Annotated in this window: 26 protein-coding genes; 23 read left to right on the top strand and 3 right to left on the bottom strand. The window is 55.0% G+C overall.

Translation table 11 applies throughout. The features are described 5' to 3' along the window. Positions 1-10: 10 nt before the first annotated feature. From rpsH to rarD, 19 genes are all read left to right on the top strand, one after another. Complete coding sequence (gene rpsH / locus HEQ18_RS07240; RefSeq protein WP_125229593.1) at positions 11-406, top strand: 30S ribosomal protein S8; 396 nt, start codon at positions 11-13, stop codon at positions 404-406. Continuing rightward, the gene (rplF, locus tag HEQ18_RS07235; RefSeq protein ID WP_432814205.1) at positions 406-939 is read left to right on the top strand and encodes a 50S ribosomal protein L6; all 534 of its coding nucleotides are present in this window, start codon (positions 406-408) and stop codon (positions 937-939) included. Before rpsH ends, rplF begins: the two co-directional genes overlap by 1 nt. Then, entirely contained in the window at positions 939-1,292 is a 354-nt protein-coding gene (rplR, locus tag HEQ18_RS07230) for a 50S ribosomal protein L18 (protein ID WP_397604874.1), read from the top strand. Before rplF ends, rplR begins: the two co-directional genes overlap by 1 nt. Then, entirely contained in the window at positions 1,292-2,002 is a 711-nt protein-coding gene (gene rpsE / locus HEQ18_RS07225) for a 30S ribosomal protein S5 (protein ID WP_432814204.1), read from the top strand. Before rplR ends, rpsE begins: the two co-directional genes overlap by 1 nt. 5 nt (positions 2,003-2,007) lie before the next feature. Then, the gene (gene rpmD, locus HEQ18_RS07220) at positions 2,008-2,184 is read left to right on the top strand and encodes a 50S ribosomal protein L30 (RefSeq protein WP_125229596.1); all 177 of its coding nucleotides are present in this window, start codon (positions 2,008-2,010) and stop codon (positions 2,182-2,184) included. Positions 2,185-2,223: 39 nt separating this feature from the next. Continuing rightward, positions 2,224-2,760, top strand: coding sequence for a 50S ribosomal protein L15 (gene rplO, locus HEQ18_RS07215; protein WP_295495708.1), 537 nt, complete (start codon positions 2,224-2,226; stop codon positions 2,758-2,760). Between the two features lie 172 nt (positions 2,761-2,932). Next, on the top strand, positions 2,933-4,309 hold the full coding sequence (gene secY / locus HEQ18_RS07210) for a preprotein translocase subunit SecY (protein WP_432814203.1): 1,377 nt from the start codon (positions 2,933-2,935) through the stop codon (positions 4,307-4,309). Positions 4,310-4,345: 36 nt separating this feature from the next. After that, on the top strand, positions 4,346-4,990 hold the full coding sequence (locus HEQ18_RS07205; protein ID WP_432814202.1) for an adenylate kinase: 645 nt from the start codon (positions 4,346-4,348) through the stop codon (positions 4,988-4,990). A gap of 120 nt (positions 4,991-5,110) precedes the next feature. Then, positions 5,111-5,809 carry a hypothetical protein gene (locus HEQ18_RS07200; RefSeq protein ID WP_432814201.1) on the top strand — a complete coding sequence of 233 codons (699 nt, stop codon included), beginning with the start codon at positions 5,111-5,113 and terminating at the stop codon, positions 5,807-5,809. Then, positions 5,810-6,286, top strand: a complete 477-nt coding sequence (locus HEQ18_RS07195) for an ATP-dependent zinc protease family protein (RefSeq protein ID WP_432814200.1) — start codon at positions 5,810-5,812, stop codon at positions 6,284-6,286. Further along, positions 6,283-7,188: a 30S ribosomal protein S6--L-glutamate ligase gene (rimK, locus tag HEQ18_RS07190; protein WP_432814199.1), complete on the top strand. Its 906-nt coding sequence runs from the start codon at positions 6,283-6,285 to the stop codon at positions 7,186-7,188. Before HEQ18_RS07195 ends, rimK begins: the two co-directional genes overlap by 4 nt. A 176-nt stretch (positions 7,189-7,364) precedes the next feature. Further along, a complete protein-coding gene (gene rpsM, locus HEQ18_RS07185; protein WP_125229603.1) occupies positions 7,365-7,733 on the top strand; it encodes a 30S ribosomal protein S13 in 369 nt (122 codons plus the stop codon). Positions 7,734-7,806: 73 nt separating this feature from the next. Next, a complete protein-coding gene (rpsK, locus tag HEQ18_RS07180) occupies positions 7,807-8,196 on the top strand; it encodes a 30S ribosomal protein S11 (protein WP_125229604.1) in 390 nt (129 codons plus the stop codon). Positions 8,197-8,296: 100 nt separating this feature from the next. After that, on the top strand, positions 8,297-9,358 hold the full coding sequence (locus tag HEQ18_RS07175; RefSeq protein ID WP_296198116.1) for a DNA-directed RNA polymerase subunit alpha: 1,062 nt from the start codon (positions 8,297-8,299) through the stop codon (positions 9,356-9,358). A gap of 222 nt (positions 9,359-9,580) precedes the next feature. Further along, positions 9,581-9,994: a 50S ribosomal protein L17 gene (gene rplQ / locus HEQ18_RS07170; protein ID WP_296198113.1), complete on the top strand. Its 414-nt coding sequence runs from the start codon at positions 9,581-9,583 to the stop codon at positions 9,992-9,994. A gap of 287 nt (positions 9,995-10,281) precedes the next feature. Continuing rightward, entirely contained in the window at positions 10,282-12,405 is a 2,124-nt protein-coding gene (locus HEQ18_RS07165; RefSeq protein WP_432814198.1) for a prolyl oligopeptidase family serine peptidase, read from the top strand. 125 nt (positions 12,406-12,530) lie between these two features. Beyond that, positions 12,531-13,100, top strand: coding sequence for a hypothetical protein (locus HEQ18_RS07160; RefSeq protein WP_432814197.1), 570 nt, complete (start codon positions 12,531-12,533; stop codon positions 13,098-13,100). A gap of 406 nt (positions 13,101-13,506) precedes the next feature. Next, positions 13,507-13,728: a hypothetical protein gene (locus HEQ18_RS07155; RefSeq protein ID WP_432814196.1), complete on the top strand. Its 222-nt coding sequence runs from the start codon at positions 13,507-13,509 to the stop codon at positions 13,726-13,728. 29 nt (positions 13,729-13,757) lie between these two features. Then, positions 13,758-14,654, top strand: a complete 897-nt coding sequence (gene rarD, locus HEQ18_RS07150; protein ID WP_397604881.1) for an EamA family transporter RarD — start codon at positions 13,758-13,760, stop codon at positions 14,652-14,654. Here rarD and pyrC read toward each other — a convergent pair. After that, a complete protein-coding gene (gene pyrC / locus HEQ18_RS07145; RefSeq protein WP_432814195.1) occupies positions 14,651-15,694 on the bottom strand; it encodes a dihydroorotase in 1,044 nt (347 codons plus the stop codon). The two genes, rarD and pyrC, sit on opposite strands and share 4 nt — an antisense overlap. A gap of 38 nt (positions 15,695-15,732) precedes the next feature. On the opposite strand from pyrC, the gene HEQ18_RS07140 reads away from it, so the two are divergent. Next, a complete protein-coding gene (locus HEQ18_RS07140) occupies positions 15,733-16,455 on the top strand; it encodes a YgfZ/GcvT domain-containing protein (protein ID WP_432814194.1) in 723 nt (240 codons plus the stop codon). A gap of 10 nt (positions 16,456-16,465) precedes the next feature. Here the strand turns inward: HEQ18_RS07140 and HEQ18_RS07135 are convergent, their stop codons facing one another. After that, positions 16,466-16,810: a septal ring lytic transglycosylase RlpA family protein gene (locus tag HEQ18_RS07135; protein ID WP_432814193.1), complete on the bottom strand. Its 345-nt coding sequence runs from the start codon at positions 16,808-16,810 to the stop codon at positions 16,466-16,468. A 154-nt stretch (positions 16,811-16,964) separates the two neighbouring features. After that, positions 16,965-19,541, bottom strand: coding sequence for a DNA topoisomerase (ATP-hydrolyzing) subunit B (gene gyrB / locus HEQ18_RS07130; RefSeq protein WP_432814192.1), 2,577 nt, complete (start codon positions 19,539-19,541; stop codon positions 16,965-16,967). A 193-nt stretch (positions 19,542-19,734) separates the two neighbouring features. Here gyrB and HEQ18_RS07125 point away from each other — a divergent pair, with 193 nt between their 5' ends. The 3 genes from HEQ18_RS07125 to HEQ18_RS07115 all read left to right on the top strand — a co-directional run bounded on the left by HEQ18_RS07125 (position 19,735) and on the right by HEQ18_RS07115 (position 22,360). After that, positions 19,735-21,291 carry a class I adenylate-forming enzyme family protein gene (locus HEQ18_RS07125; RefSeq protein WP_432814191.1) on the top strand — a complete coding sequence of 519 codons (1,557 nt, stop codon included), beginning with the start codon at positions 19,735-19,737 and terminating at the stop codon, positions 21,289-21,291. Beyond that, on the top strand, positions 21,281-21,772 hold the full coding sequence (locus HEQ18_RS07120; RefSeq protein WP_432814190.1) for a DUF2721 domain-containing protein: 492 nt from the start codon (positions 21,281-21,283) through the stop codon (positions 21,770-21,772). Before HEQ18_RS07125 ends, HEQ18_RS07120 begins: the two co-directional genes overlap by 11 nt. Before the next feature lie 180 nt (positions 21,773-21,952). Further along, complete coding sequence (locus tag HEQ18_RS07115; RefSeq protein WP_432814189.1) at positions 21,953-22,360, top strand: hypothetical protein; 408 nt, start codon at positions 21,953-21,955, stop codon at positions 22,358-22,360. The last annotated feature ends 156 nt before the right edge of the window (positions 22,361-22,516 follow it).

The raw sequence follows: 22,516 nt of genomic DNA, 5'->3' as shown, positions 1-22,516 counted from the left end.
GATAAGATAGATGGCAATGACCGATCCTTTGGGTGATATGCTCACCCGTATCCGCAACGGCCAGCGGGCGAAGAAAGACTCTGTAGTCTCGCCAGCGTCCAGCTTGCGGACCCGCGTTCTCGATGTGTTGCAGCGTGAAGGCTATATTCGTGGTTACAGCGAAGAAGCCTTGGGTGCACATAAGGGCATTCGCATTGAGCTGAAATATTTCGAAGGCGCGCCTGCTATTCAGCATGTCGCCCGTGTTTCAAAGCCAGGTCGCCGCGTATATTCAGGAAGCCAGGAGCTTCCGGTTATCCGCAACGGCCTTGGTATCACCATCGTTTCGACGCCCAAGGGCGTTCTGTCGGACGCCGAAGCGCGTGCACAGAATGTCGGCGGCGAAATCCTGGCGGAGGTATTCTAATGAGCCGCATTGGTAAGAAACCTGTCCCCATTCCTGCGGGCGTTACCGCCAGCATGGAAGCGGGCACGCTGTCGGTCAAAGGGCCGAAGGGCGAACTGAAAATGCCGATGAGCGACCTGATCTCCTACGAGATGCAGGATGATGGCCTCTTGGTGAAGCCTGCGAACAGCAGCAAAGCGGCACGCGCCTTTTGGGGCATGCAGCGGACGTTGGTGCAGAATTTGGTCACCGGTGTGACAGAGGGCTTTACCAAGGTGCTTGAAATCACCGGCGTTGGTTATCGTGCCAACAGCCAGGGCAAGATGTTGAAGTTGCAACTTGGCTACAGCCATGATGTTGACTTCGCGATCCCTGAGGGCATCGAAATCAAGACGCCTGATAACACCACGGTGGAAATTTCAGGTATCGACAAGCAGAAGGTTGGGCAGGTTGCTGCCGAAATTCGCCGCTGGAGGAAGCCAGAGCCTTATAAGGGCAAGGGCATCAAGTACCGCGGCGAATATATCTTCCGCAAGGAAGGGAAGAAGAAATAATGGCAAAACTGTCTCTCTTTGCACGTCGCCGTCAGCGCGTTCGCTCCAAGTTGCGGGCGCAGGTTGCTGGACGTCCGCGTCTTTCCGTGCACCGCACTGGCCGGCACATCTACGCGCAAGTCATTGACGATTCGCAGGGTGCGACCATTGCGTCCGCTTCGACTCTCGACAAGGACGTGAAGGCGAAGAACGGCTCGACAACCGAAGCTGCTGCGGACGTTGGCAAGCGGGTAGCCGAAGCTGCCAAGAAGGCTGGCATTTCCAGCGTGGTATTTGATCGTGGCGGGTTCCTGTTTCACGGTCGCGTCAAAGCGCTTGCAGATGCAGCGCGCGAAGGCGGATTGGAGTTCTAATGATGGCTGAAAACACTGAAAGCACTGCGCCCGTCACTGATGGTGCAGCACCTGAATCAGCCGCTCCTGAAGGCCAGCGTCGCGGTCGCGGCGGTCGTGGCGGCGGTGACAATCGTGGTGGCGGTAGCGGCGGTGGCCGTGGTCGTAACAACAATGATCGTCGCCCAGTTCAGGAAGAAGATGATGGCACGATCGAGAAGCTCGTCCACATCAACCGCGTTTCGAAAACAGTTAAGGGCGGTAAGCGCTTTGGTTTTGCTGCACTGGTAGTTGTGGGCGATGGCCAGGGTCGCGTAGGCTTTGGACATGGCAAGGCGCGCGAGGTGCCAGAAGCCATTAACAAGGCAACTGCTGCTGCGAAGAAATCGATGATCCGCGTTGTATTGAAAGATGGCCGCACCTTGCACCATGACGGCAAGGGCCATTTTGGCGCGGGCAAGGTGACATTGCGTTCGGCACCTGCGGGTACCGGCATCATCGCAGGTGGCCCAATGCGTGCCGTCTTCGAAAGCCTTGGCGTTGCGGACGTTGTGACCAAGTCGGTCGGCACGTCGAACCCATATAACATGATCCGTGCTACTTTTGCGGCTTTGTCTGAACAGACGAGCCCCAAGTCGGTAGCGCAGCGTCGCGGCAAGAAAATCGCCGACCTTCTTGGTCGCGGTGGCAGCAAAACTGCTGAAGCCGACGCAGAAGCTATTGCGGAGTAATCGATATGGCGAAGATTAAGATTAAGCAGACCGGTTCGCCGATCCGTCGTCCCGCTTCGCAGCGCGCAACTTTGAAAGGCCTTGGCCTTGACAAGATGAACCGCGTTGTCGAAATCGAAGACACTGCCGAAGTGCGCGGAATGATCCGCACAGTTCGTCACATGGTCCAAATTCAGGACTGATAACATTAGCGCGAATTAAAGCGAAAGCGAGTGCACGACATGAAATTGAATGACATTAAAGATAACGAAGGCGCACGCCATCGTCGTATGCGCGTTGGCCGTGGTATCGGTTCAGGCAAGGGCAAAACCTCAGGCCGCGGCCAAAAGGGTCAGACCAGCCGTTCGGGTGTTTCAATCAACGGATTTGAAGGCGGCCAGATGCCACTTCACATGCGTATTCCAAAGCGCGGCTTTAACAATATCTTCGCCAAGGACCATGCCGAAGTAAATCTGGGTATGATTCAGAAGTTCATCGACGCCAAGAAAATCGACATCAAGGCTGTTGTTGACCACGCCGCATTGAAGGCCGCTGGCCTTGCGCGTGGCGGTAAAGATGGCGTTCGTCTGCTTGCAAAGGGTGAACTGACCGCCAAGGTAAACTTCTCGGTAGCTGGCGCGTCAAAGGCAGCGATTGAAGCTGTTGAAAAGGCAGGCGGCAAGGTTGATGTTCTGACCAAGGTTTCGGCTTCGGAAAAGGCGGCTGCAAAGAAATCTTCCGTCAAGAACGCTGCTAAAGAAGCTGCGGCTAAGAAATAAGACTAAGGCGACGACTTCGCTCTTGTCATGCCAGCCCCGCTTCCCGATATGGGCAGGCGGGGTTTGACATTTCTGGGGGCCGTCCGGATATAGTCAGGCGTAATTTTTGGGATTAAGCCGATGCGCACGCAAATTGCGTTCGGCGTCAATCCGGAACCAAGGAACGAATATCATGGCATCTAGGGCCGACCAAATGGCCTCGAACCTCAATCTATCGAAGTTCGGGCAGGCAACAGAGCTGAAGAACCGCATTTGGTTTACCATAGGCGCGCTCATCATATTCCGTTTATTAAGCTTCGTGCCATTGCCTGGTGTCGATCCTGTCGCCCAAGCGGCTTTATATGCCAATAATGCCGCTGGTGGCGTTCTCGACATTTTCAATACCTTCTCGGGCGGTAGCCTTGAGCGGATGAGCCTCATCGCGCTTGGCGTTATGCCTTATATCACCGCTTCGATTGTGGTGCAGCTTGCTGCATCCCTGTCGCCAACGCTTGCCGCGATCAAGAAAGAGGGCGAGAGCGGGCGCAAGAAGCTGAACCAATATACGCGTTATGGCACAGTGTTCCTGACTGCGGTGCAGGGCTATTTCCTTGCCGCCGGTCTCGAAAGCCTTGCGGCCGCCAATGGCATTGGCGCCGTGGTCGAACCGGGCCTGATGTTCCGCATTGTCGCAACTATCAGCCTTATTGGCGGCACTATGTTCCTCATGTGGCTGGGTGAACAAATCACGTCGCGGGGTATCGGGAACGGCATTTCGCTCATCATCATGGCGGGTATCGTCGCGCAAATGCCGCGTTTGTTCGCGCAATTGCTGGAAGGCGGCCGTACAGGATCGATCAGCGGGTTCGTCATTGTAGGGTTTCTCGCGATGTTCGTAAGCCTGACGCTGTTGATCTGCTTCATGGAGCGTGGCCAGCGCCGGGTGCTTATTCAATATCCCAAGCGCGCAACGCAGCGTGGGATGATGCAGGCGGACCGCAGCCACCTTCCTTTGAAAATCAATACAGCCGGCGTTATTCCGCCCATCTTCGCTTCGTCGCTGCTGCTCTTGCCGATTACGATCACGCAATTGGGCGGTAACAAGGTTGCGGGCGAAAGCGCCATGGGTGACTTCGTGATTTCGCTGAACCAATATCTTGCCCATGGGCAACCGGTATATTTGGCGCTTTACGGTCTTGGCATCATCTTCTTCTGTTTTTTCTACACTGCGGTGGTGTTCAATCCGGAAGAGACGTCGGAGAATCTTAAAAAGGCCGGTGGCTTCATCCCCGGTATCCGCCCTGGTAAAAACACCGAATCTTATCTGGATTATGTGCTCACGCGTATCACGGTGCTTGGCGCAGCCTATCTGACATTGGTTTGTTTGCTACCGGATTATGTGATGGCACAGACGGGGCAGCAGCAATTCTTTGCCATTGGCGGAACCAGTCTTCTTATTCTGGTGAACGTCACCATCGACACGATCTCTCAGATACAGAGCCATTTGCTCGCGCATCAATATGGTGACCTGCTGAAAAAGGCGAAGCTGAAGGGTGGACGCACCCGCTAAACGGTGCGACATCGAAACGAATCGGGGAAACGTTTCATGAATATCATCCTTTTGGGGCCTCCGGGCGCAGGCAAGGGCACACAGGCTGCATTTCTGGTGACGAAATATGGCATGGTCCAATTGTCCACTGGCGACATCCTTCGTGCGGCGGTTAAGGCTGGTTCGGATGTCGGCAAAATGGCGGATGAAATCATGAAGGCCGGGAAATTGTTTCCCGACGAGTTGATGGCGGAAATCCTTGGCAAACATATGGACGCCATTCCCGCCGATAAGGGCCTCATCTTCGACGGATATCCGCGCACTGCGCCTCAAGTAGCGTTGTTGGATGGTTTGCTTTCGGCGCGCAACCGGACGCTTGACCATGTTGTTGAACTCGTCGTTGACGAAGATGCGTTGGTTGAACGCGTGGTTGGCCGCTACACCTGCGCGAATTGTGGCGACGGCTATCATGACGTTTTCAAGCAACCGGTTGTTGCGGGCACCTGCGACAAATGCGGTGCGCATGAATTCAAGCGCCGTCCAGATGACAATGAGGAAACAGTGCGGACCCGCATGGCGGAATATCGTGCAAAGACCGAACCGATTTTGCCTCTGTACGACGCACGTGGCCTAGTCAGCCGGGTTGATGGCATGGCATCGATTGATGACGTGACCGACGCCATCGACGCTATTATCGACTGACCCCCGTCATCTCTGTGTCAGCAGGACCCCCGGGCGTTCACGCAGTACAGTCGGAATTGACAATTCTACCTAAAATGAACGAGACTTTTATTTCCGTAGAATCGGGGCTAGACCTTTCGCATGAAAAGCGTCCTCTTTCCCGCCGTCCTTCTCGCGGCAATGTCCTCTCCAGCCTTCGCTGAAGTTAAAGCTGCGTCAGATACGGGCTTTAACTCGGTTCATATTGCGACCGTGAACGCGACGCCTGCGGAAATCTGGAAACGCCTCCTTTCACCGAAGGACTATTGGAACAAAGCGCATAGCTGGTCGGGGTCAAGCGCAGGTTTTTATATTGATGCACAAGCCAATGGTTGTTTTTGCGAGCTGTTTCAGGACGCCGACGAAAATGGCAAGCTGAAGACCGTCGGTAGCGTCGAGCATATGCGTGTTATATTTGTGCAGCCGGGCAAAGTATTGCGCATGCAAGGCGCGCTCGGTCCGCTGCAGTCGGAGGCTGTGATTGGTACGCTCACCGTCGCTATGGAGCCTGCCAAGGACAATGCGGCTACGCGCGTTAGCTTTTCTTATGTAGTGGGTGGTTACATGCGCTACAAAGTATCGGAAATCGCACCTGCTGTTGATAAAGTGCTGGGCGAGCAGTTTAAAAACATGCTGTTGCCCTTCGCTCCCGCAGGGACGGAAATACCCAAGGTAGATAGCTTCAAGCTCGATATTGAGACGATTGAGGAAGCAGCCTCTGACGAAGCGTCTGAAGTCAGCACTGCGAAGCCTGACGAAGATGTCTCCGCAAGTGAGTCGCCTCAAACGGGGAAAAGTTAATTGCGGACGGGGGGACGTAGCCCGAAATCCGGCAACAAAATCGAAATAGGCTGGTGCGAGATGGTTGATGTGCCAAGTCTTGGCCTTTCACAAGTGCATGCCAAAATGGACACCGGTGCTGCGACATCTTCGATTCACGCAACGCGGATTAAGCCCATTTTGCGCGACGGCAAACCTTATGTCGAATTCTGGTTCCGGCTGAATGCGGGTGAAAAACCCCAGCGTTATGAAGCCCCCGTTATTGACCGCCGCATGGTGCGGTCATCCAACGGTGAACGACAAGACCGCTATGTCATCTCCGCGCAATTTTGTTTTGGTAAACTGTGCTGGAACGGGCAGCTCACCTTGGCGAACCGGCGATCAATGGCCTTTCCCTTGCTAATTGGTCGGCGGGCGTTAAGGCGCGGCTTTCTCGTGAATAGCGGGCGGCGGTGGGTGTTGGGAAAACCCGCCGATGAAGGAAGCATAGGCATATGAAAATCGCAATGCTGGCAAGAAATGCCAATCTGTATTCCCACCAACGTCTTGTTGAAGCGGCGCAAGCGCGCGGCCACGAGATCGACATCTTAAACACCTTACGGGTGACGATGAATATCACCTCACATCGGCCCGAAGTTTATTATCAGGGCGCAAAACTTGGCAAATATGACGCGGTCATTCCGCGTATCGGCGCGTCCATTACCTTTTATGGACTTGCCGTTTTGCGCCAGTTCGAAATGATGAATGTGTGGTCGCTGAATGAAAGTGTTGCCATTGGCCGTTCGCGGGACAAATTGCGGTCATTACAGATTTTGGCGCGCAAGGGGCTGGGCCTGCCTGTGACCGCCTTTGCCCATGACCCGCGCCAGACCGACGAAGTGATCCAGATGGTGGGCGGTGCGCCCGTCGTCATAAAATTGCTTGAAGGCACGCAAGGCATTGGCGTGGTCTTGGGCGAAACCGAGAAATCGGCGCGTTCGGTTATCGAGGCCTTTCGCGGTGCAAATGTTAACATCCTGGTGCAGGAATTCATCAAAGAGGCCAATGCCACCGACATCCGTTGCTTTGTGATTGGCAACAAGGTCGTCGCTTCCATGCAGCGCCAGGGCGCCGAGGGCGATTTTCGTTCAAACCTGCATCGCGGCGGTACGGCTTCATCAATCAAGATTACACCTGAGGAGCGGTCAACCGCCGTCCGCGCCGCCCGGGCAATGGGCCTGAATGTCGCAGGCGTCGATATGCTCCGATCCAATCACGGCCCGGTTATCATGGAAGTAAACAGCTCGCCGGGGCTCGAGGGCATTGAAAAGGCCAGCGGTAAGGATATTGCAGGCAGGATCATCGAGTTCATCGAAGAAAATGCCAGCGATGGCAAAACCAAGACCAAAGGCAAGGGATAGCGCGCCTCTGGCCTTGACAGCGCGCGCGACTCACCGTAAGGCGCGGCTAATTCCGGACCTCTGGTACAGCCAGCAGCGCATTTATGCGTCGGCTGTTTTTGTGCGTTTCGGGATATCATCAGCGTTGAGATAGGGTTTGTCCTTTCGGGGGCACCTGTGGAGCAGGAGTACATAAATTGGCACGTATTGCCGGAGTTAACATTCCAACCAACAAGCGCGTGATCATTGCGCTTACCTACATTCACGGTATCGGCCGCACTAAAGCCGTCGAAATCGCGACGAAACTGGGAATTGATCATAGCCGTCGTGTGCAGGATCTTTCGGATGCCGAAGTTCTGCAAATCCGCGAAACTATCGATGCGGGCTACACCGTAGAAGGCGATCTTCGCCGCAACACATCGATGAACATCAAGCGTTTGATGGATCTCGCCTGCTACCGTGGCCTTCGCCATCGTAAGGGCCTTCCCGTCCGTGGTCAGCGCACGCATACCAATGCGCGCACCCGTAAGGGCAAGTCCAAGGCAATCGCGGGCAAGAAGAAATAAAAACAGTCCGGGGGACTGAATTTTATTTCTCCGCCGGAGGCACACAACGGTTTTGTAAGATTAGGATTTCAATATGGCACGCGAACCACAGCGCATTAAAAAGCGGGAGCGCAAAAATATCTCGGCAGGCGTCGCGCACGTCAATGCCAGCTTTAACAACACGATGATCACGATCACCGATGCCCAAGGCAACGCGATTAGCTGGTCTTCGGCAGGGACCATGGGTTTCAAGGGCAGCCGCAAGTCGACCCCTTACGCAGCGCAGGTTGCCGCAGAAGATGCGGGCAAGAAAGCTGCTGAACATGGCGTTCGCACGTTGGAAGTCGAAGTGAAGGGGCCGGGTTCAGGTCGTGAATCCGCGCTACGCGCTTTGCAGGCGGTGGGTTTCACCATCACCTCGATTCGCGACGTGACATCGATCCCGCATAATGGCGTTCGTCCTTCCAAGCGTCGGCGCGTCTAAGTATTCGTTTCAGGGGCGGCTGTTCAGTCGTTCCTTCTTTTACCCGCGACCCGGCACGGTGCACCAAACTGCCGGTTTTGCAAAACCCAAGGGGAAATCCATGTCCGTCAATATCAAGAACTGGCAGGAACTGAAAAAGCCCAACGCACTTGAACTCAAGTCAGGTAGCGATGCGAAGCGTAAGGCTGTCTTTGTTGCCGAGCCGCTTGAGCGTGGCTTTGGCTTGACGCTCGGCAACGCGCTGCGTCGCGTATTGCTTTCATCGTTGCAGGGCGCAGCGATCACGTCGATCAAGATCGAGAATGTGTTGCACGAATTCTCGTCGCTTGCTGGCGTGCGCGAAGATGTCACGGACATTGTTTTGAATATCAAACAGGTCGCGTTGAAGATGGAAGGCGAAGGCCCCAAGCGTCTTCAGCTTTCGGCCACTGGCCCTGGCGCTGTAACCGCTGGCGATATTGCGGTATCGGGCGACATCCAAGTGATGAACCCTGACCTCATCATCTGCCATTTGGATGATGGCGCTACGTTGAACATGGAAATCACTGCCGACAGCGGCAAGGGCTATGTTCCTGCAGTCGCCAACCGTCCCGCAGATGCACCAATCGGACTGATCCCAGTTGATAGCCTGTATTCACCGGTGCGTCAGGTGGCGTATAAGGTCGACAACGCCCGCATCGGGCAAGAATTGGACTATGACAAGCTTTCGCTGACCATTGAAACCGATGGCACCGTAACGCCAGAAGACGCCGTGGCTTATGCCGCCCGTATCCTTCAGGATCAGTTGCAAGTGTTCGTGCATTTCGAAGATTCGATGGCCGCGTCGTCGCCTATGATCGGCATGGCTGCACCTTCGGCTTCTTCCGAAGAATCGGATGCTAACCAGCTTAACCGTTACCTTCTCAAGAAGGTCGATGAGTTGGAATTGTCCGTGCGCAGCGCAAACTGCCTCAAGAACGACAATATCATCTACATTGGCGACCTTGTTCAGAAGAGCGAAGCCGAAATGTTGCGTACACCTAATTTCGGCCGCAAGTCGCTGAACGAGATTAAGGAAGTATTGTCATCGATGGGTCTTCGCCTTGGCATGGACATTCCCGGATGGCCGCCAGAAAATATCGAAGAAATGGCCAAGAAGCTCGAACAAGAGCTTTTGGGCTAAATCGAACTCATGCCCCTTCCCTTTAGGGGAGGGGTTGGGGTGAGGTATATCGGCGTATTGCTACGCTCCAACGCCCCACACCGCTGCGACTAGCGCGTAAACGCGCAAGTCTCACTGCCTCTCCCCTAAAGGGGCGAGGCAATAAAGGGCAAAGGCTTCCCCCTCAAGCGGGCCAGGATTGGGGTACCTAATACGGCCCCCCTACGAACGAAGGAAAAAGACATGCGCCATAAAGTTGGCCACCGTAAGCTGCAGCGTACCACGTCGCACCGTACCGCGATGCTTCGCAACATGGCAGCGTCGCTGATTAAGCACGAACAAATCAAGACGACTTTGCCAAAGGCGAAGGAACTGCGCCCCTATATCGAAAAGCTGATTACGCTTGCGAAAAAGGGTGGCCTGTCCAACCGTCGCCTCGCGATGAGCCGTTTGATGGATGACACGCAGTTGGTGAAATTGTTTGACGAGCTGGCAACACGCTACGCCGACCGTAGCGGTGGTTACAGCCGCGTGATCAAGGCTGGCTTCCGTGGTTCGGACGCGGCACCAATGGGCGTTATTGAGCTTGTTGACCGCAATGTCGATGCCAAGGGCCAAGACAGCGGTCCGGTTGAAGTGATGGACGACAGCGAGTAAGCTCGCCTCACCGTAGAAATTTGAAAGGGCGGTATCCGAAAGGGTGCCGCCCTTTTCATTTGCCTCATGCGCGGGCTTAGACCTTGCGCCTGTAACATACCCCTTGTTAAGCATCTCAACCATGGGCGACACCTGACCAATGAATTCGACGAAGTTGCGATTTTAACGCGCGGATGGCGCGCAATATGGTTGGCGTTCATCGCCCGACGCTATAGTTCTAAAAAACGATATCCGAGAGTTGGGGAAATGAAATTATGCGAAGTGTATTTTTGCTTGGGGCTGCCGTCATGATGACGCCAATTTCTTCAGTGGCTATAGCCAAGGGCGCGGCAACCGCCGACTCCCCTGCCGGCCTAGTCTATCCGAAAACCAAGACCGTCAATGTCGTCGATGAACAGTTCGGCGTAAAGGTGGCTGACCCCTATCGCTGGCTTGAGGATGATGTCCGCGTCAATGCCGAAGTCGCCAATTGGGTAAAATCACAAAATGCCGTCACCGACGCTTATCTGGAAACTTTACCGGGCAAGAAAATACTTGCCGACCGGATGAAGAAGCTGTTCGATTATGAACGTTTTGGCCTGCCTGAAAAGGCGGGTGGCTATTATTTCTTTAACAAAAATGACGGGTTGCAAAACCAGTCGGTTTTATATGTGCGCAAAGGCCTCACGGGGGCTGACCGCGTGTTGTTGGACCCGAATGGCTGGGCAAAGGATGGCGCGACGGCGCTGGATAGCTGGGTGCCCTCGAAAAATGGCAAGCTGCTCGCTTATGCCATTCAGGACGGTGGTTCCGACTGGCGCACAATCAAGGTGCTGGATACCGCGACCGGCAAAGTTCTGGCCGACGAAATCAAATGGGCCAAATTCACGAATATCAGCTGGGTTGGGAATGAAGGATTTCTCTATTCGCGTTTCGCCGAACCACAAGAAGGCGCGGCGTTTCAGCAGTTGAACTACAATCAGACGGTTTACTTTCACAAAATTGGCACCCCACAGTCGGAAGACAAAGCGATTTACGCAACGCCCGAAAAGCCCGAATATGGGCACAGCGCGCAGGTGACGCATGACGGCAAATGGGTGGTAATTACCACCTCGTCGGGCACGGATGAGAAATATGAGCTGCACGTGATGCCGCTTGGGAAAAACCCCACTTGGAAGGCGCAGCCTTTGGTCAAGGGACTCGATCATGACTGGGGCCTTATCGAAGGCATGGGCAACATATTGTGGTTCACCACCAACAAGGATGCGCCAAAGCTTAAGGTTGTGCGCGTTGACCTCGGAGCGAACACGCCCGTATTTACCGATGTTATTCCGGAGCGCGCAGAAACGCTGTCCCGGGTGCAAATCGTTGGCAATCGTATGATCTTGTCGTACATCAAGGACGCCAAATCGATGGCACTGATGACGGACCTTACAGGGCAGCCTGTTCAGGAAATCGAACTAAACGCGATTGGAACGGCCAGCGGCTTTTCCGGCACACCAGGCGACGCGGAAACATTTTATGGCTTCTCCAGCTTTAATCAGCCGGGCGCCGTCTACCGATTTGACAGCAACAGCGGGACATCGGCACCATTTGCGCAACCGAAGTTGAGCTTCAACCCGCAAGATTTCTCCGTTTCACAAATATTTTACCCATCAAAGGACGGCACGAAGATTCCGATGTTCATCGTGCATAAGAAGGACCTTGACCTGTCCCAAGGCGCGCCGACATTGTTATATTCTTATGGCGGGTTCAACATTTCGCAGACGCCGACATATTCGGCAACGCGGATGGCATGGCTCCAGTCTGGTGGCGTATTTGCGCTCGCAAACATTCGCGGCGGCGGGGAATATGGCAAGCCTTGGCATGATGCCGGCCGCCTGATGAACAAGCAAAATGTCTTTGACGATTTTGCAGCGGCGGCGGAATATCTGATCGCCAGCGGCATTTCGGCCAAGGGCAAGATTGCAATCGAAGGCCGCTCCAATGGTGGCTTGCTGGTCGGTGCATCGCTGAACCAGCGGCCCGATCTATTTGCGGCGGGACATGCCGCCGTCGGTGTCATGGACATGGTTCGCTTTGACCGGTTTACCGCCGGTCGTTACTGGGTCGACGATTATGGCTATCCCAGCAAGGAAGCCGATTTCAAAATGCAGATGACTTATTCGCCCTATCACAACATCAAATCTGGGGTCGAATATCCGGCCGTGATTGTGTCGACCGCTGACACCGATGATCGCGTGGTTCCGGGACATAGCTTCAAATATATATCCGCGCTTCAAGCCGCAGAGACCGGCAGCAAACCAAAAATCATCCGTATTGAAAGCCGAGCGGGCCACGGGTCGGGCAAACCAACCGACAAGGTGATCGACGAATATTCGGACATTTATGCATTCCTCGCAAAATGGACGGGTCTGAAGCTGACCGAATAATTGTTCATAAAAATGCTAATTTTGATGAACGGATGCTGACAAGTCAATTCAGCATCCGGTCAAACCGAATCGGCTATTTCGTCTCCATCGGCCAGAAATGACTGCGCCCGACCAGGAGAATGAAGATGAAATACATAGCCAAAAGCTTGCTTGGAGCCGGAGCTGCTGCGGCAGTTTTGGTTAGCGTCGGTGCCCCCGCTCAAGCGCAGGATCGCTATGACCGTCATCGCGACGGAATCAGCGCTGGCGAGATTATAGCTGGAGCAGTTGTGCTCGGTGGCTTGGCCGCTTTGCTCTCCGCTGGCAATAATGACCGTTATAATGATGGCGGCAATTATGACTATAATCGTGCTGGCTATCCCAATGCCTATCGCAGCAATGCCTATCGCAGCGGAAATAGCCGTAATGCCGTCAACCAATGCGTTAACAATGTTGAACGCTGGGCAAATGGCTATAGCCGTTCGGAAGTCACGCAAATCCGTGATATTCAGCGCACGCGTTACGGCTATCGCGTGAACGGCAATGTTGTCGTCCAAGATGGCGGGCGCGGCTACAATGCCTATGGCAACGACCGCTATAATCGCTACGACGCCAATGCGTACGGGCGCGGATATGACAAGGGACGGTTCACGTGCACGGTTGAGCAGGGCCGTGTTGTGGATATCGACTATAGGGGCCTCGACCAATGGCGCTAACGCCTGGGGTCAGGACCACTTAAATCCACCTTCGCGGTTTGAGGCCATACTGTTCAGTGCCAGGCGGCAAGCGCAGGACTTAGTGGTTCTAAGTCCAAGCTTGCCAACGTGGCAATGGACAGTATGGGTCAAATCCGAAGGACGTCAAAATGGCTTTGATCTCAAAGCAAAATGCCCTTGCAGGCAGAATGACTGCCTGCGGCGGACATTTTCCTTCGACATCTTTGCCATTTTGACGCCGCGAAGGTGGATTTAAGTGGTCCTGACCCTAGAAACGCATGAAGGCAAAGAGGCTTGGCTTGGAAACAGGCTGAGCTCTTGTCATCTTCATGTTTTGTGGCCGCGATTGCGTATGGGACGAAGGCCTTTACTTGCCACGCCACCCAAAACGCGCCACAGTCCGCACATGGCAAACATCATCGCGATCCTACTGGGCCTCATTGCCCTTATTCTGGCTTTCATCGGGATTATCCCGCTGCTGGGTTGGCTGAACTGGTTCATCATCTTGATCGCCGGCGTTGGCGCGGTGTTCGGGCTTATCTCGGAGAAAAATGGCGGCCGTAATTTTTGTCTGGTGGTCATGGCGATTTGCGCCCTTCGCCTCTGGATTGGCGGCGGGATTATCTGACCCTCAATGGAGGGCGGTGACTTCAAAACATGGCGGATGATAAAAAAACCGAGCAGGCCAGCGGCCTGCCTTATGCGATATCGGCCTATCTGATATGGGGCTTCGTGCCTGCATATTTTAAGCTCTTGAGCCATGTGCCGCCAATAGCCATCGTGGCGCAGCGGATCTTATGGTCGATCCCCTTGCTGCTCGTCATCATGGCGTTTCGCAATCAGTTGCACGAATATGGTGGTATTTTCCGGCACAAGGCGCACTTACGGAACCTGCTCGCCTCAGCGACGTTGATTGCGATCAATTGGCTCATCTATATTTGGGCTGTTTCCACCGATCACATATTGGCCGCCAGCCTGGGTTATTATCTTAATCCCTTGGTGAACGTGCTTCTCGGGCGGGTGTTTCTGGGTGAGCGGCTTCGCCCGCTGCAAATGGTAGCTGTTGCGGTCGCCGCCATTGGCGTTGCTATCCTCATCGGCGATGCGCTCGACACATTGTGGGTCTCGGTATCCTTGGCCCTCAGCTTTGCCCTATACGGTCTCATCCGTAAAATAACGCCCGTTGGCTCTGTACCTGGTCTCGCCATTGAAACGACGTTGCTTGCGCCCTTATCGCTTGGCGCGGTGTTCTGGTATGCGCAGGCTGGCACTGGCGGGTTCGGCGATGATTTCACCACATCCGGGCTGTTGATCCTGGCAGGCGCAGTCACGGCAATCCCGCTGTTGATGTTTGCAACGGCGGCGCGGCGGATGAGTTATGCCAGCCTTGGCTTCGTCCAGTATATCGCGCCGTCGATTGTGTTTTTATTGGGTGTCTATGCCTATGGCGAGCCGTTGAGCACGACCAAGCTGGCATGCTTCATCCTGATCTGGGTCAGTATCGCGATATTCTGCGCCGATGCGATCAAAACCTATCGGGCGGCGAGGGCTTAAGCCTTATACCGCCAGCGCAAAGTTTCTCCCGCGTGAAAGGGCACAACCGAAACGCCATCCAACGCAAGCAACGTGGGGACCGGTGTGTCGACACGCTCCAAAGTCACGCGATCTTCATTCGGCGGCATGCGATAGAAACGCGGGCCGTTTTCGGAAGCGAAGGCTTCAAGTTTGTCCAGCGCGCCCTCTTCTTCAAAAACTGCGGCATAGCTTTCCATTGCGAATGGCGCGTTGAATATCCCGGCGCAGCCGCAGGCGCTTTCCTTGGCGGATTTGTCATGCGGCGCGCTGTCGGTGCCAAGGAAATATTTGGCGCTGCCTGATGTCGCGGCCTTGCGCAGGGCAAGCCTGTGCACTTCGCGCTTCGCCACTGGCAGGCAATACGCATGCGGGCGGATGCCACCTTCGAACATGGCGTTGCGATTGATGTGCAAATGCTGCGGCGTGATCGTGGCGGCGATGTTATCGCTGGCATCATCGACAAAGGCGACCGCATCTGCCGTGGTGATATGTTCAAACACGACGCGCAGCTCAGGCAAGTCGCGCACGAGCTTTGATAGCGTTCGTTCGATGAACACCGCCTCCCGGTCGAATATATCGACATGTGAATCGGTGACTTCACCATGAATCAGTAATGGCATGCCAATGCGCGCCATATGTTCAAGTGCGGGCATGATGTTGGCGACGTTGGTTACGCCATGCGCGCTTCCGGTCGTTGCATGGGCGGGGTATAATTTCGCGGCGGTAAATACGCCTTCGGTAAAGCCACGCGCCAGTTCTTCGCCGTCCGACGCGTCGGTCAGATAGGCCGTTATCAAAGGCGTAAAGCTGACCCCTTGGGGCACAGCGGCCAAAATGCTTTCGCGATAGGCTGCGCCCGCTTCCACCGTCGTTACCGGCGGAGACAGATTGGGCATGACAATAGCGCGCGCAAATTGCGCTGCGGTATAAGGCACCACGCTGCGCATGATGGCATTATCGCGCAAATGGACATGCCAGTCATCGGGGCGGCGGATGGATAGAATCATTTGGTCGGTCATGACTTCCCTTTAAGCGTTCGTCCCCCTATCTGTCACCTATGCGAAACACCCGTCTATATGACCGTTATGTCGTCCGTTTGTCCCCCACCGAAGCTGGTGAAGATGTGCGGCAATTCCTGCAAGGGCTTGTGACGCAGGATACCGCCGCTCTGATGCCCTTATGGGCAGGACTGTTGAGCCCTCAAGGCAAGGCGTTGTTCGATTTTCTGTTATGGGCGGATGGCAAGGATGTGCTGATCGATTGTGAGGGCACGCAGGCAGAAGCGCTCGTTCGGCGGCTTTCGATCTACCGGTTACGGCGCAAGATTGCGATTGCAATTGATCCGGCCTGCGCGGTCTTTTGGAATGCAGATGGCATCGGTGACCCGCGTCATCCCAATATGGGCGAACGGTGGATTGGCACACCCGCAGCAGATGATGTGGACGTCAGCGCCGAATATCGCGCGCATCGGCTGGCATTGGGCATCACTGAAGGGGCAGCAGAGCTTGGAAGCGAGCAAAGCTTATGGCTTGAGGTCAACGCCGCCGAGCTTAATGGCGTGTCGTTTAACAAAGGATGCTATGTCGGGCAGGAAAACACTGCGCGCATGAACTGGCGGCAAAAGGTTAATCGGCGGCTGGTGGTCGTGCCGTTGGAACAGGCCGACCTTAGCCGCCAGCGGTGCGCTTATCCTGAACTTGGCCTGTCGGTGGAGTTACGCCGTGTGGACGATATGAAAACGCTGAAACTACCCGAATGGCAGCGCGCTGCGATTGTTTAGGGTCCAGATCTTAATCCAGCAGTTCAAGCTTCACTTTAGCAGTGCCGGTGCGGTGCATGCCAAGTTGCTTGGCTGCAGCGTAGGACACATCCACAATGCGTGATTTACCCCAAGGGCCGCGGTCGTTGATACGGACAACGACTTCCTGACCATTGGCCAAGTTTGTAACGGCAACGCGGCTGCCGAACGACAAGGTGCGATGGGCAGCGGTCATGGCGGCAGGGTCAAAACGCTCGCCGCTCGCCGTGCGGCTTCCGCCCAGTTCGGCGCCATAATAGCTGGCCATGCCAGTGCCGATTTCGACACGACTATCGCCAGCCTGCGCCAACACGGGCAACGCCAGCAACGCCGTCATAAAAAATCCGCTTCTGTGCATAATGCCTCCCCAATAAGGGCAGGCACATATACAAAGCTTTTCATCACGCCAACGACCGAGCGATATGTTGCCCAAAAGCTGCGATTATCCGAAAACCCGTGGTCCTGACCCTAGCGCCGCGATGCTGTGCCGTCTACACGTCCAGATTGGCGACATTGAGGGCATTTTCGACAATGAAGTCGCGCCGTGGTTCCACCACTTCACCCATCAGTTTCGTGAAAATGTCGTCGGCAAGGTCGGCCTGATCAATCTCCACGCGCAGCAACGAGCGATGATCGGGGTCAAGCGTGGTTTCCCACAATTGTTCGGCATTCATTTCGCCAAGACCCTTATACCGCGAAATCGACAGTCCTTTGCGGCCGGCAATCAATATCGCCTCCAGCAATTCTGACGGACGCGTAATTGCGCCCTTGTTACCGACGCTCACCGCAGTGGTTGCGCGCTTCGCTTGATCGCCAACTGCGTCACCAGCCTCTTCATCGCTCTCGACCTCGTCAACCGTTTCGGCAGTCGCGGCAGAGACTTTAACGAGCCGCGCTGGAGTTTCATAGCTGGCGGTCTCTTCGCTTGCCAATTTGTGCAGCTTGCGGGCTTCGGCAGACATCAGGAATGCGGCCTCAATGATGTGATGATCAGTCACTCCGCGCCAGAGGCGTTCGAAATGATAGCCGCCATCTTCGGACACGCGGCCCGACCATTTACCCTCCACATCTTGCGCAGCCATCCACGCAGCCGCCTTGGCAACGGCGGCGGTGCGGTCGGTGGCTTCGGGGTCCAGCGCGCCCGTGAGCGCCATGGCCTCGACAATTGTAGGGTCGTAACGGCGCGGGACAAAGGCCATCAGGCTGCGCATACGGCGTGCGTGGTCGACTAATGCGCCCAGATCAGCGCCGGCGCGTTGTCCGCCTGCGCCTTCTAATATAACGCCGTTAAGGCCAAGCTCGGCCAGATGGTCATCCAGTGCCTTGTCGTCCTTCACATATATTTCGCTGCGGCCCTTCGCGACCTTGTATAAAGGTGGCTGCGCAATGAAAAGATGCCCGTTTTCAATGATTTCTGGCATCTGGCGGTAGAAGAATGTGAGCAGCAATGTGCGAATATGCGAACCGTCAACGTCAGCGTCGGTCATGATCACGATCTTGTGATAGCGCAATTTCTCAATGTTGAAATCTTCGCGTCCAATGCCTGTGCCCATGGCTTGAATCAGCGTGCCGACTTCCTTTGACGACAGCATCCGGTCAAAGCGTGCGCGTTCCACGTTCAGGATCTTACCCTTCAGCGGCAAAATCGCCTGATAATGGCGGTCGCGGCCTTGCTTGGCTGATCCGCCTGCCGAGTCACCCTCGACCAGGAACAGTTCGGACTTGGCAGGATCCTTCTCCTGACAATCGGCAAGCTTGCCGGGCAGGGATGCAACGCTCATCACCGATTTACGGCTTGCTTCACGTGCTTTGCGCGCAGCCTCGCGGGCGGCAGCGGCGTCGATTACTTTTTGAATGACCGTGCGCGCATGGCCGGGATTTTCCTCCAGCCACTCACTCATCCGGTCTGCCATCAGGCTTTCCATCGGCTGGCGCACTTCGGAGGAGACCAATTTGTCCTTCGTTTGTGACGAGAATTTTGGATCAGGCAGCTTGACCGATACAATGGCCGTCAGCCCTTCACGCATGTCATCGCCGGTCAGCGTGACTTTCTCTTTCTTTAACACACCCGATTTCTCGGCATAGTTGTTCAAGGTGCGCGTGAGCGCCGAACGGAACGCCGCCAAATGGGTGCCGCCGTCACGTTGCGGAATGTTATTGGTGAAGCACAATACGTTTTCGTAATAGCTGTCGTTCCACTCTAACGCGACGTCAATACCAATGCCGTCGCGGTTTGACGTGATCGTGATGGGATCGGCCAGCAAGGCCGCCTTGTTGCGATCCAGATATTTTACGAACGCGCCAATGCCGCCTTCATAATAAAGGTCATGTTCTTTGACATCGGAATGCCGGTTGTCGCGCAGCAATATGCGCACGCCCGAGTTCAAGAACGCCAGTTCGCGGTAGCGATGCTCAAGCTTATCAAAGTCAAATTCCAGCACGTTTTTAAACGTGTTGGTGGACGCCATGAAGGTAACGCGTGTGCCCTTTTTGGGCTTGCCATTGACCATCGGGGCGTCCCCGCGCACAACCAAGGGGCCAACGGCATCACCATGCTCAAAACGCATCCAATGCTCTTTGCCTTCGCGCCAGATGATGAGTTCCAAAAACTCGGAAAGTGCGTTCACCACCGACACACCAACGCCATGCAATCCGCCCGACACCTTATAGGCATTGTCGTCGGACGTGTTCTCGAACTTGCCGCCAGCGTGCAGCTGAGTCATGATGACCTCTGCGGCGGAAACGCCCTCTTCCTTATGCATGCCGGTTGGAATGCCGCGGCCATTATCTTCGACAGAAACCGAACCATCGGGGTTCAGTTCGATCAGCACAAGGTCGCAATGTCCCGCCAGCGCCTCGTCAATGGCATTGTCGGAAACTTCGAACACCATGTGGTGCAGGCCGCTGCCGTCATCCGTGTCGCCAATATACATGCCGGGGCGCTTACGAACCGCGTCGAGGCCCTTCAGAACCTTGATGCTGTCTGCACCATATTCATTCTGATTGGGGTTGGCTGCGCTGTCCGCAGAGGGGTTAAATTGCGGGGTTTCCGTTGTTTCTTCAGTCATCGGAGCACTGTAGGCCCAAAGCCCAAGAAACCCAAGGAAAAGCGCGCTAAAATCGACGTTTTTCCACAGTCTTTTGTGGTTGGCGATACCAGAAATCTTAACCTCGGCGTTGCTTTCGAAAATTAGGCAATGCAACTTTTGTATATCGCGCTAAGTCTGCAGATCAACCGGCGAACGGGAGACGGGATTTTACATGTTTATAGATGGCGAACTGGAAAAATCATTTGGTGATTTCGGCGCGCTCATTGGCGCTTGGGGCGAAGAAAAGCCTGATGCACGCGCGCTTGCCGATAGCAGTTCCGAACTGACGTGGCGCGAAGTTGCGCAAGCAACCGCGCGGATAGCCGCAGTGCTACAGCGCGACGGGCTACAGCGGGGTCAAGCGGTTGCCATATTGGGCACCAGCAATATTCCCTATGCGTTGGTGTATCTTGCCGTTGTGCGCGCAGGGGGCTGCGCTGCACCATTGACCACATCGGCAACGCCCGCGCAGTTGGCCGCGATGTTCAAAGATTCCGGCGCGATGCATTTGTTCGTCGATGCTGCGAAATTGGCTGATCTTGAAGGGGTCGCGCTGGGCAATGTCAAAATTGTCATGCTTGAAAATGCCGTTGATGACCATCCGGCACTGGCCGACTGGATGGCAGAGGAAGGCGCGCGTTTTGACGCGACGCCGCCCGCTGCGACGGACCCGTTCAACATCATTTATTCGAGTGGAACCACAGGAACGCCCAAGGGCATTATCCATTCGCACGGTATGCGCTGGCACCAGATGGCAGGGGGATTCAAGTCAATCTACAACCGCGATACGCGGTCCTTGGTCTCGACGCCTTTATATTCGAACACGACATTGGCGGTATTTCTGCCAACGATCTGTCATGGCGGTTTTGCGCGGATCATGGAGAAATTTGATGCTCTGGCCTATCTTGACCATGCGCAGACCGATCAGACCACGCACACCATGCTCGTGCCAGTGCAATATTCACGGCTACTGACGCATGCGGAATTTGATCGTTACGATCTCAGCAGCTTCATCGTAAAATTCTGCACCAGCGCGCCTTTTGCCGCGGAGTTGAAGGCTGATGTGCTTCAGCGTTGGCCCGGCGGCCTTGTCGAGATTTACGGTATGACCGAAGGAGGTGTTGTGTGCATGTTACAGGCGCATCATCATCCCAACAAGCTGCATACCGTGGGGCAGCCAGTCACGGGCCATGAACTGATCGTATTGGACGAGGATGACAATCGCCTGCCCGCCGGTTCCAAAGGCGTGCTTACCGGCCGGTCGCCTACCATGATGTCCGGTTACAAAAACCAACCAGAAAAAACACGCGAGATGGAGTGGCGTGACGAGGATGGCAATATTTGGCTGAAAACCGGAGATATTGGCATTGTTGACGCGGATGGCTTCGTCTCGATTGTGGGCCGTGCCAAGGACATGATCATTTCCGGTGGCTTCAACATTTACCCGAAAGACCTTGAGGAATTGTTGGAGGCGCAGCCCGAAGTGACCGAGGCTGCTGTGGTTGGCATGCCTTCGGAAACATGGGGCGAAACGCCCGTTGGCTTTGTGCGGTTGACGGACGCGGCGGCATCGCCTGACTCCATTCTTGCGCGTGTGAACGGGCAGCTTGGCAAGACGCAGCGGATTTCGGTGCTCTACACCATCGACGAAATGCCGCGCAGTCATATTGGTAAATTGCTCAAAACCGACTTGCGCGCTTTGGCGGCGGAGAAGCAAAATGGAAGGTAGATTCGGCCCTGATCTTGCCGCTGTCATTTCTGTTCTGCAGACGGCACTGACACCTGCTTTCCTGCTGGTCGCGGTAGGCAGTCTGCTCAATGTTCTGACTGGCCGACTGGCGCGCATCGTAGACCGCTCACGCGATTTGCAACGCCAATACCCCAACACCGAAGGAATAGCGCACGAACGCATCGTGCGGGAATTGCGGATCATCGAAAAGCGCATGCGCGTCGTGGGTTCGTCGATATTGTTTGCGGTCCTGTCGGCCATTTCGGTATGCGTGATGATTGTCGCGCTGTTTGTGTTAGGGCTCACCAACACGCCCGCTGCTTGGGTCGCCGTGGCGTTGTTCATGCTCGCCCTGGCGTTGCTATCTGCCTGCCTGTTCCAGTTCGTTCGTGAAATCCGGCTGGCGACCTATGCCATTTATGTGCCGGAGGAATATCTCGAACTACCACCGCCCCCAAAACCTAAGGTCAGGACTTCTTAAATCCACCTTCGCGGTTTGAGGCCATTTTGACGCCGCGAAGGTGGATTTAAGTGGTCCTGATCCTAAAGCGCGTATCGAATTGTAAAATTTAGGTTTAACTCCATGACGTTACTTGCCAATCTGGCGGATTGGTCCATTATGCTACGCAAAGTGGACTTATATCGAGTCGGGGAGGGGGCGATGCGGATGAAGACCAATGCCAATTTGCCTTGCCTCTCGGCGCTTTTGGCGGCGGCGATGTTGTTGAGCGGATGCGCGAGCCAGCAATATATGGGTGTGTCGTTAAAGCCCGGCGGCGCTGATCCGGCGGTGCAGGCTTTGGCGGCGCGCGCATCGACGGGGGATAAGCAGGCGCAGTTGGATTTGGGGATACGCTTTGAAGAAGGGGCTGGCGTTGCGCGTGACCTCGCCGCAGCGAAGAAGCTGTACCGCCAAGCCGCGTCCGACAGCGGGGGGACGATGTGGGTGTATACGCCGCCCGTGGGCAATGGGACCAGCGGGCGGGTGGTTCCGGCTCAGTCGGGACCAAAGCAATATGGTCTTACCGAGGCGCAACGGAGACTGAAGACTTTGGAAGAGGTTGGGTAATGATTCCGTTTTGCTTATTGTTATTTGCCAAAGGTATTTTGTTGTTGCTGTTCAACCGTAACTACAGTGTGTTACTGTCTGATGATTTGGGAGGCCCAGACATTGCTGTTTTTAAGAATAGTGCATTTTTAAGGCAGAATTATTTATGAAATACTT

Source organism: Sphingorhabdus sp. (assembly GCF_050921905.1).
Taxonomy (GTDB): domain Bacteria; phylum Pseudomonadota; class Alphaproteobacteria; order Sphingomonadales; family Sphingomonadaceae; genus Sphingorhabdus_B.
The sequence above is the reverse complement of the archived record's forward strand: the minus strand, read 5'-3'. Positions and strand labels throughout refer to the sequence as shown.

Excerpts from the sequence above, each read along its gene's own strand:
- HEQ18_RS07200 (WP_432814201.1), top strand. The coding sequence starts at position 5,111 with ATGAAAAGCGTCCTCTTTCCCGCCGTCCTTCTCGCGGCAATGTCCTCT.
- HEQ18_RS07155 (WP_432814196.1), top strand. The coding sequence starts at position 13,507 with ATGGCAAACATCATCGCGATCCTACTGGGCCTCATTGCCCTTATTCTG.
- rpsE (WP_432814204.1), top strand. The coding sequence starts at position 1,292 with ATGATGGCTGAAAACACTGAAAGCACTGCGCCCGTCACTGATGGTGCA.
- rplO (WP_295495708.1), top strand. The coding sequence starts at position 2,224 with ATGAAATTGAATGACATTAAAGATAACGAAGGCGCACGCCATCGTCGT.
- HEQ18_RS07165 (WP_432814198.1), top strand. The coding sequence starts at position 10,282 with ATGATGACGCCAATTTCTTCAGTGGCTATAGCCAAGGGCGCGGCAACC.
- HEQ18_RS07140 (WP_432814194.1), top strand. The coding sequence starts at position 15,733 with ATGCGAAACACCCGTCTATATGACCGTTATGTCGTCCGTTTGTCCCCC.
- pyrC (WP_432814195.1), bottom strand. The coding sequence starts at position 15,694 with ATGACCGACCAAATGATTCTATCCATCCGCCGCCCCGATGACTGGCAT.
- HEQ18_RS07120 (WP_432814190.1), top strand. The coding sequence starts at position 21,281 with ATGGAAGGTAGATTCGGCCCTGATCTTGCCGCTGTCATTTCTGTTCTG.
- gyrB (WP_432814192.1), bottom strand. The coding sequence starts at position 19,541 with ATGACTGAAGAAACAACGGAAACCCCGCAATTTAACCCCTCTGCGGAC.
- rplF (WP_432814205.1), top strand. The coding sequence starts at position 406 with ATGAGCCGCATTGGTAAGAAACCTGTCCCCATTCCTGCGGGCGTTACC.
- rplR (WP_397604874.1), top strand. The coding sequence starts at position 939 with ATGGCAAAACTGTCTCTCTTTGCACGTCGCCGTCAGCGCGTTCGCTCC.
- HEQ18_RS07175 (WP_296198116.1), top strand. The coding sequence starts at position 8,297 with ATGTCCGTCAATATCAAGAACTGGCAGGAACTGAAAAAGCCCAACGCA.
- HEQ18_RS07205 (WP_432814202.1), top strand. The coding sequence starts at position 4,346 with ATGAATATCATCCTTTTGGGGCCTCCGGGCGCAGGCAAGGGCACACAG.
- rimK (WP_432814199.1), top strand. The coding sequence starts at position 6,283 with ATGAAAATCGCAATGCTGGCAAGAAATGCCAATCTGTATTCCCACCAA.
- HEQ18_RS07125 (WP_432814191.1), top strand. The coding sequence starts at position 19,735 with ATGTTTATAGATGGCGAACTGGAAAAATCATTTGGTGATTTCGGCGCG.
- HEQ18_RS07135 (WP_432814193.1), bottom strand. The coding sequence starts at position 16,810 with ATGACGGCGTTGCTGGCGTTGCCCGTGTTGGCGCAGGCTGGCGATAGT.
- rarD (WP_397604881.1), top strand. The coding sequence starts at position 13,758 with ATGGCGGATGATAAAAAAACCGAGCAGGCCAGCGGCCTGCCTTATGCG.
- HEQ18_RS07160 (WP_432814197.1), top strand. The coding sequence starts at position 12,531 with ATGAAATACATAGCCAAAAGCTTGCTTGGAGCCGGAGCTGCTGCGGCA.
- rplQ (WP_296198113.1), top strand. The coding sequence starts at position 9,581 with ATGCGCCATAAAGTTGGCCACCGTAAGCTGCAGCGTACCACGTCGCAC.
- rpsK (WP_125229604.1), top strand. The coding sequence starts at position 7,807 with ATGGCACGCGAACCACAGCGCATTAAAAAGCGGGAGCGCAAAAATATC.
- secY (WP_432814203.1), top strand. The coding sequence starts at position 2,933 with ATGGCATCTAGGGCCGACCAAATGGCCTCGAACCTCAATCTATCGAAG.
- rpsH (WP_125229593.1), top strand. The coding sequence starts at position 11 with ATGGCAATGACCGATCCTTTGGGTGATATGCTCACCCGTATCCGCAAC.
- HEQ18_RS07115 (WP_432814189.1), top strand. The coding sequence starts at position 21,953 with ATGCGGATGAAGACCAATGCCAATTTGCCTTGCCTCTCGGCGCTTTTG.
- rpmD (WP_125229596.1), top strand. The coding sequence starts at position 2,008 with ATGGCGAAGATTAAGATTAAGCAGACCGGTTCGCCGATCCGTCGTCCC.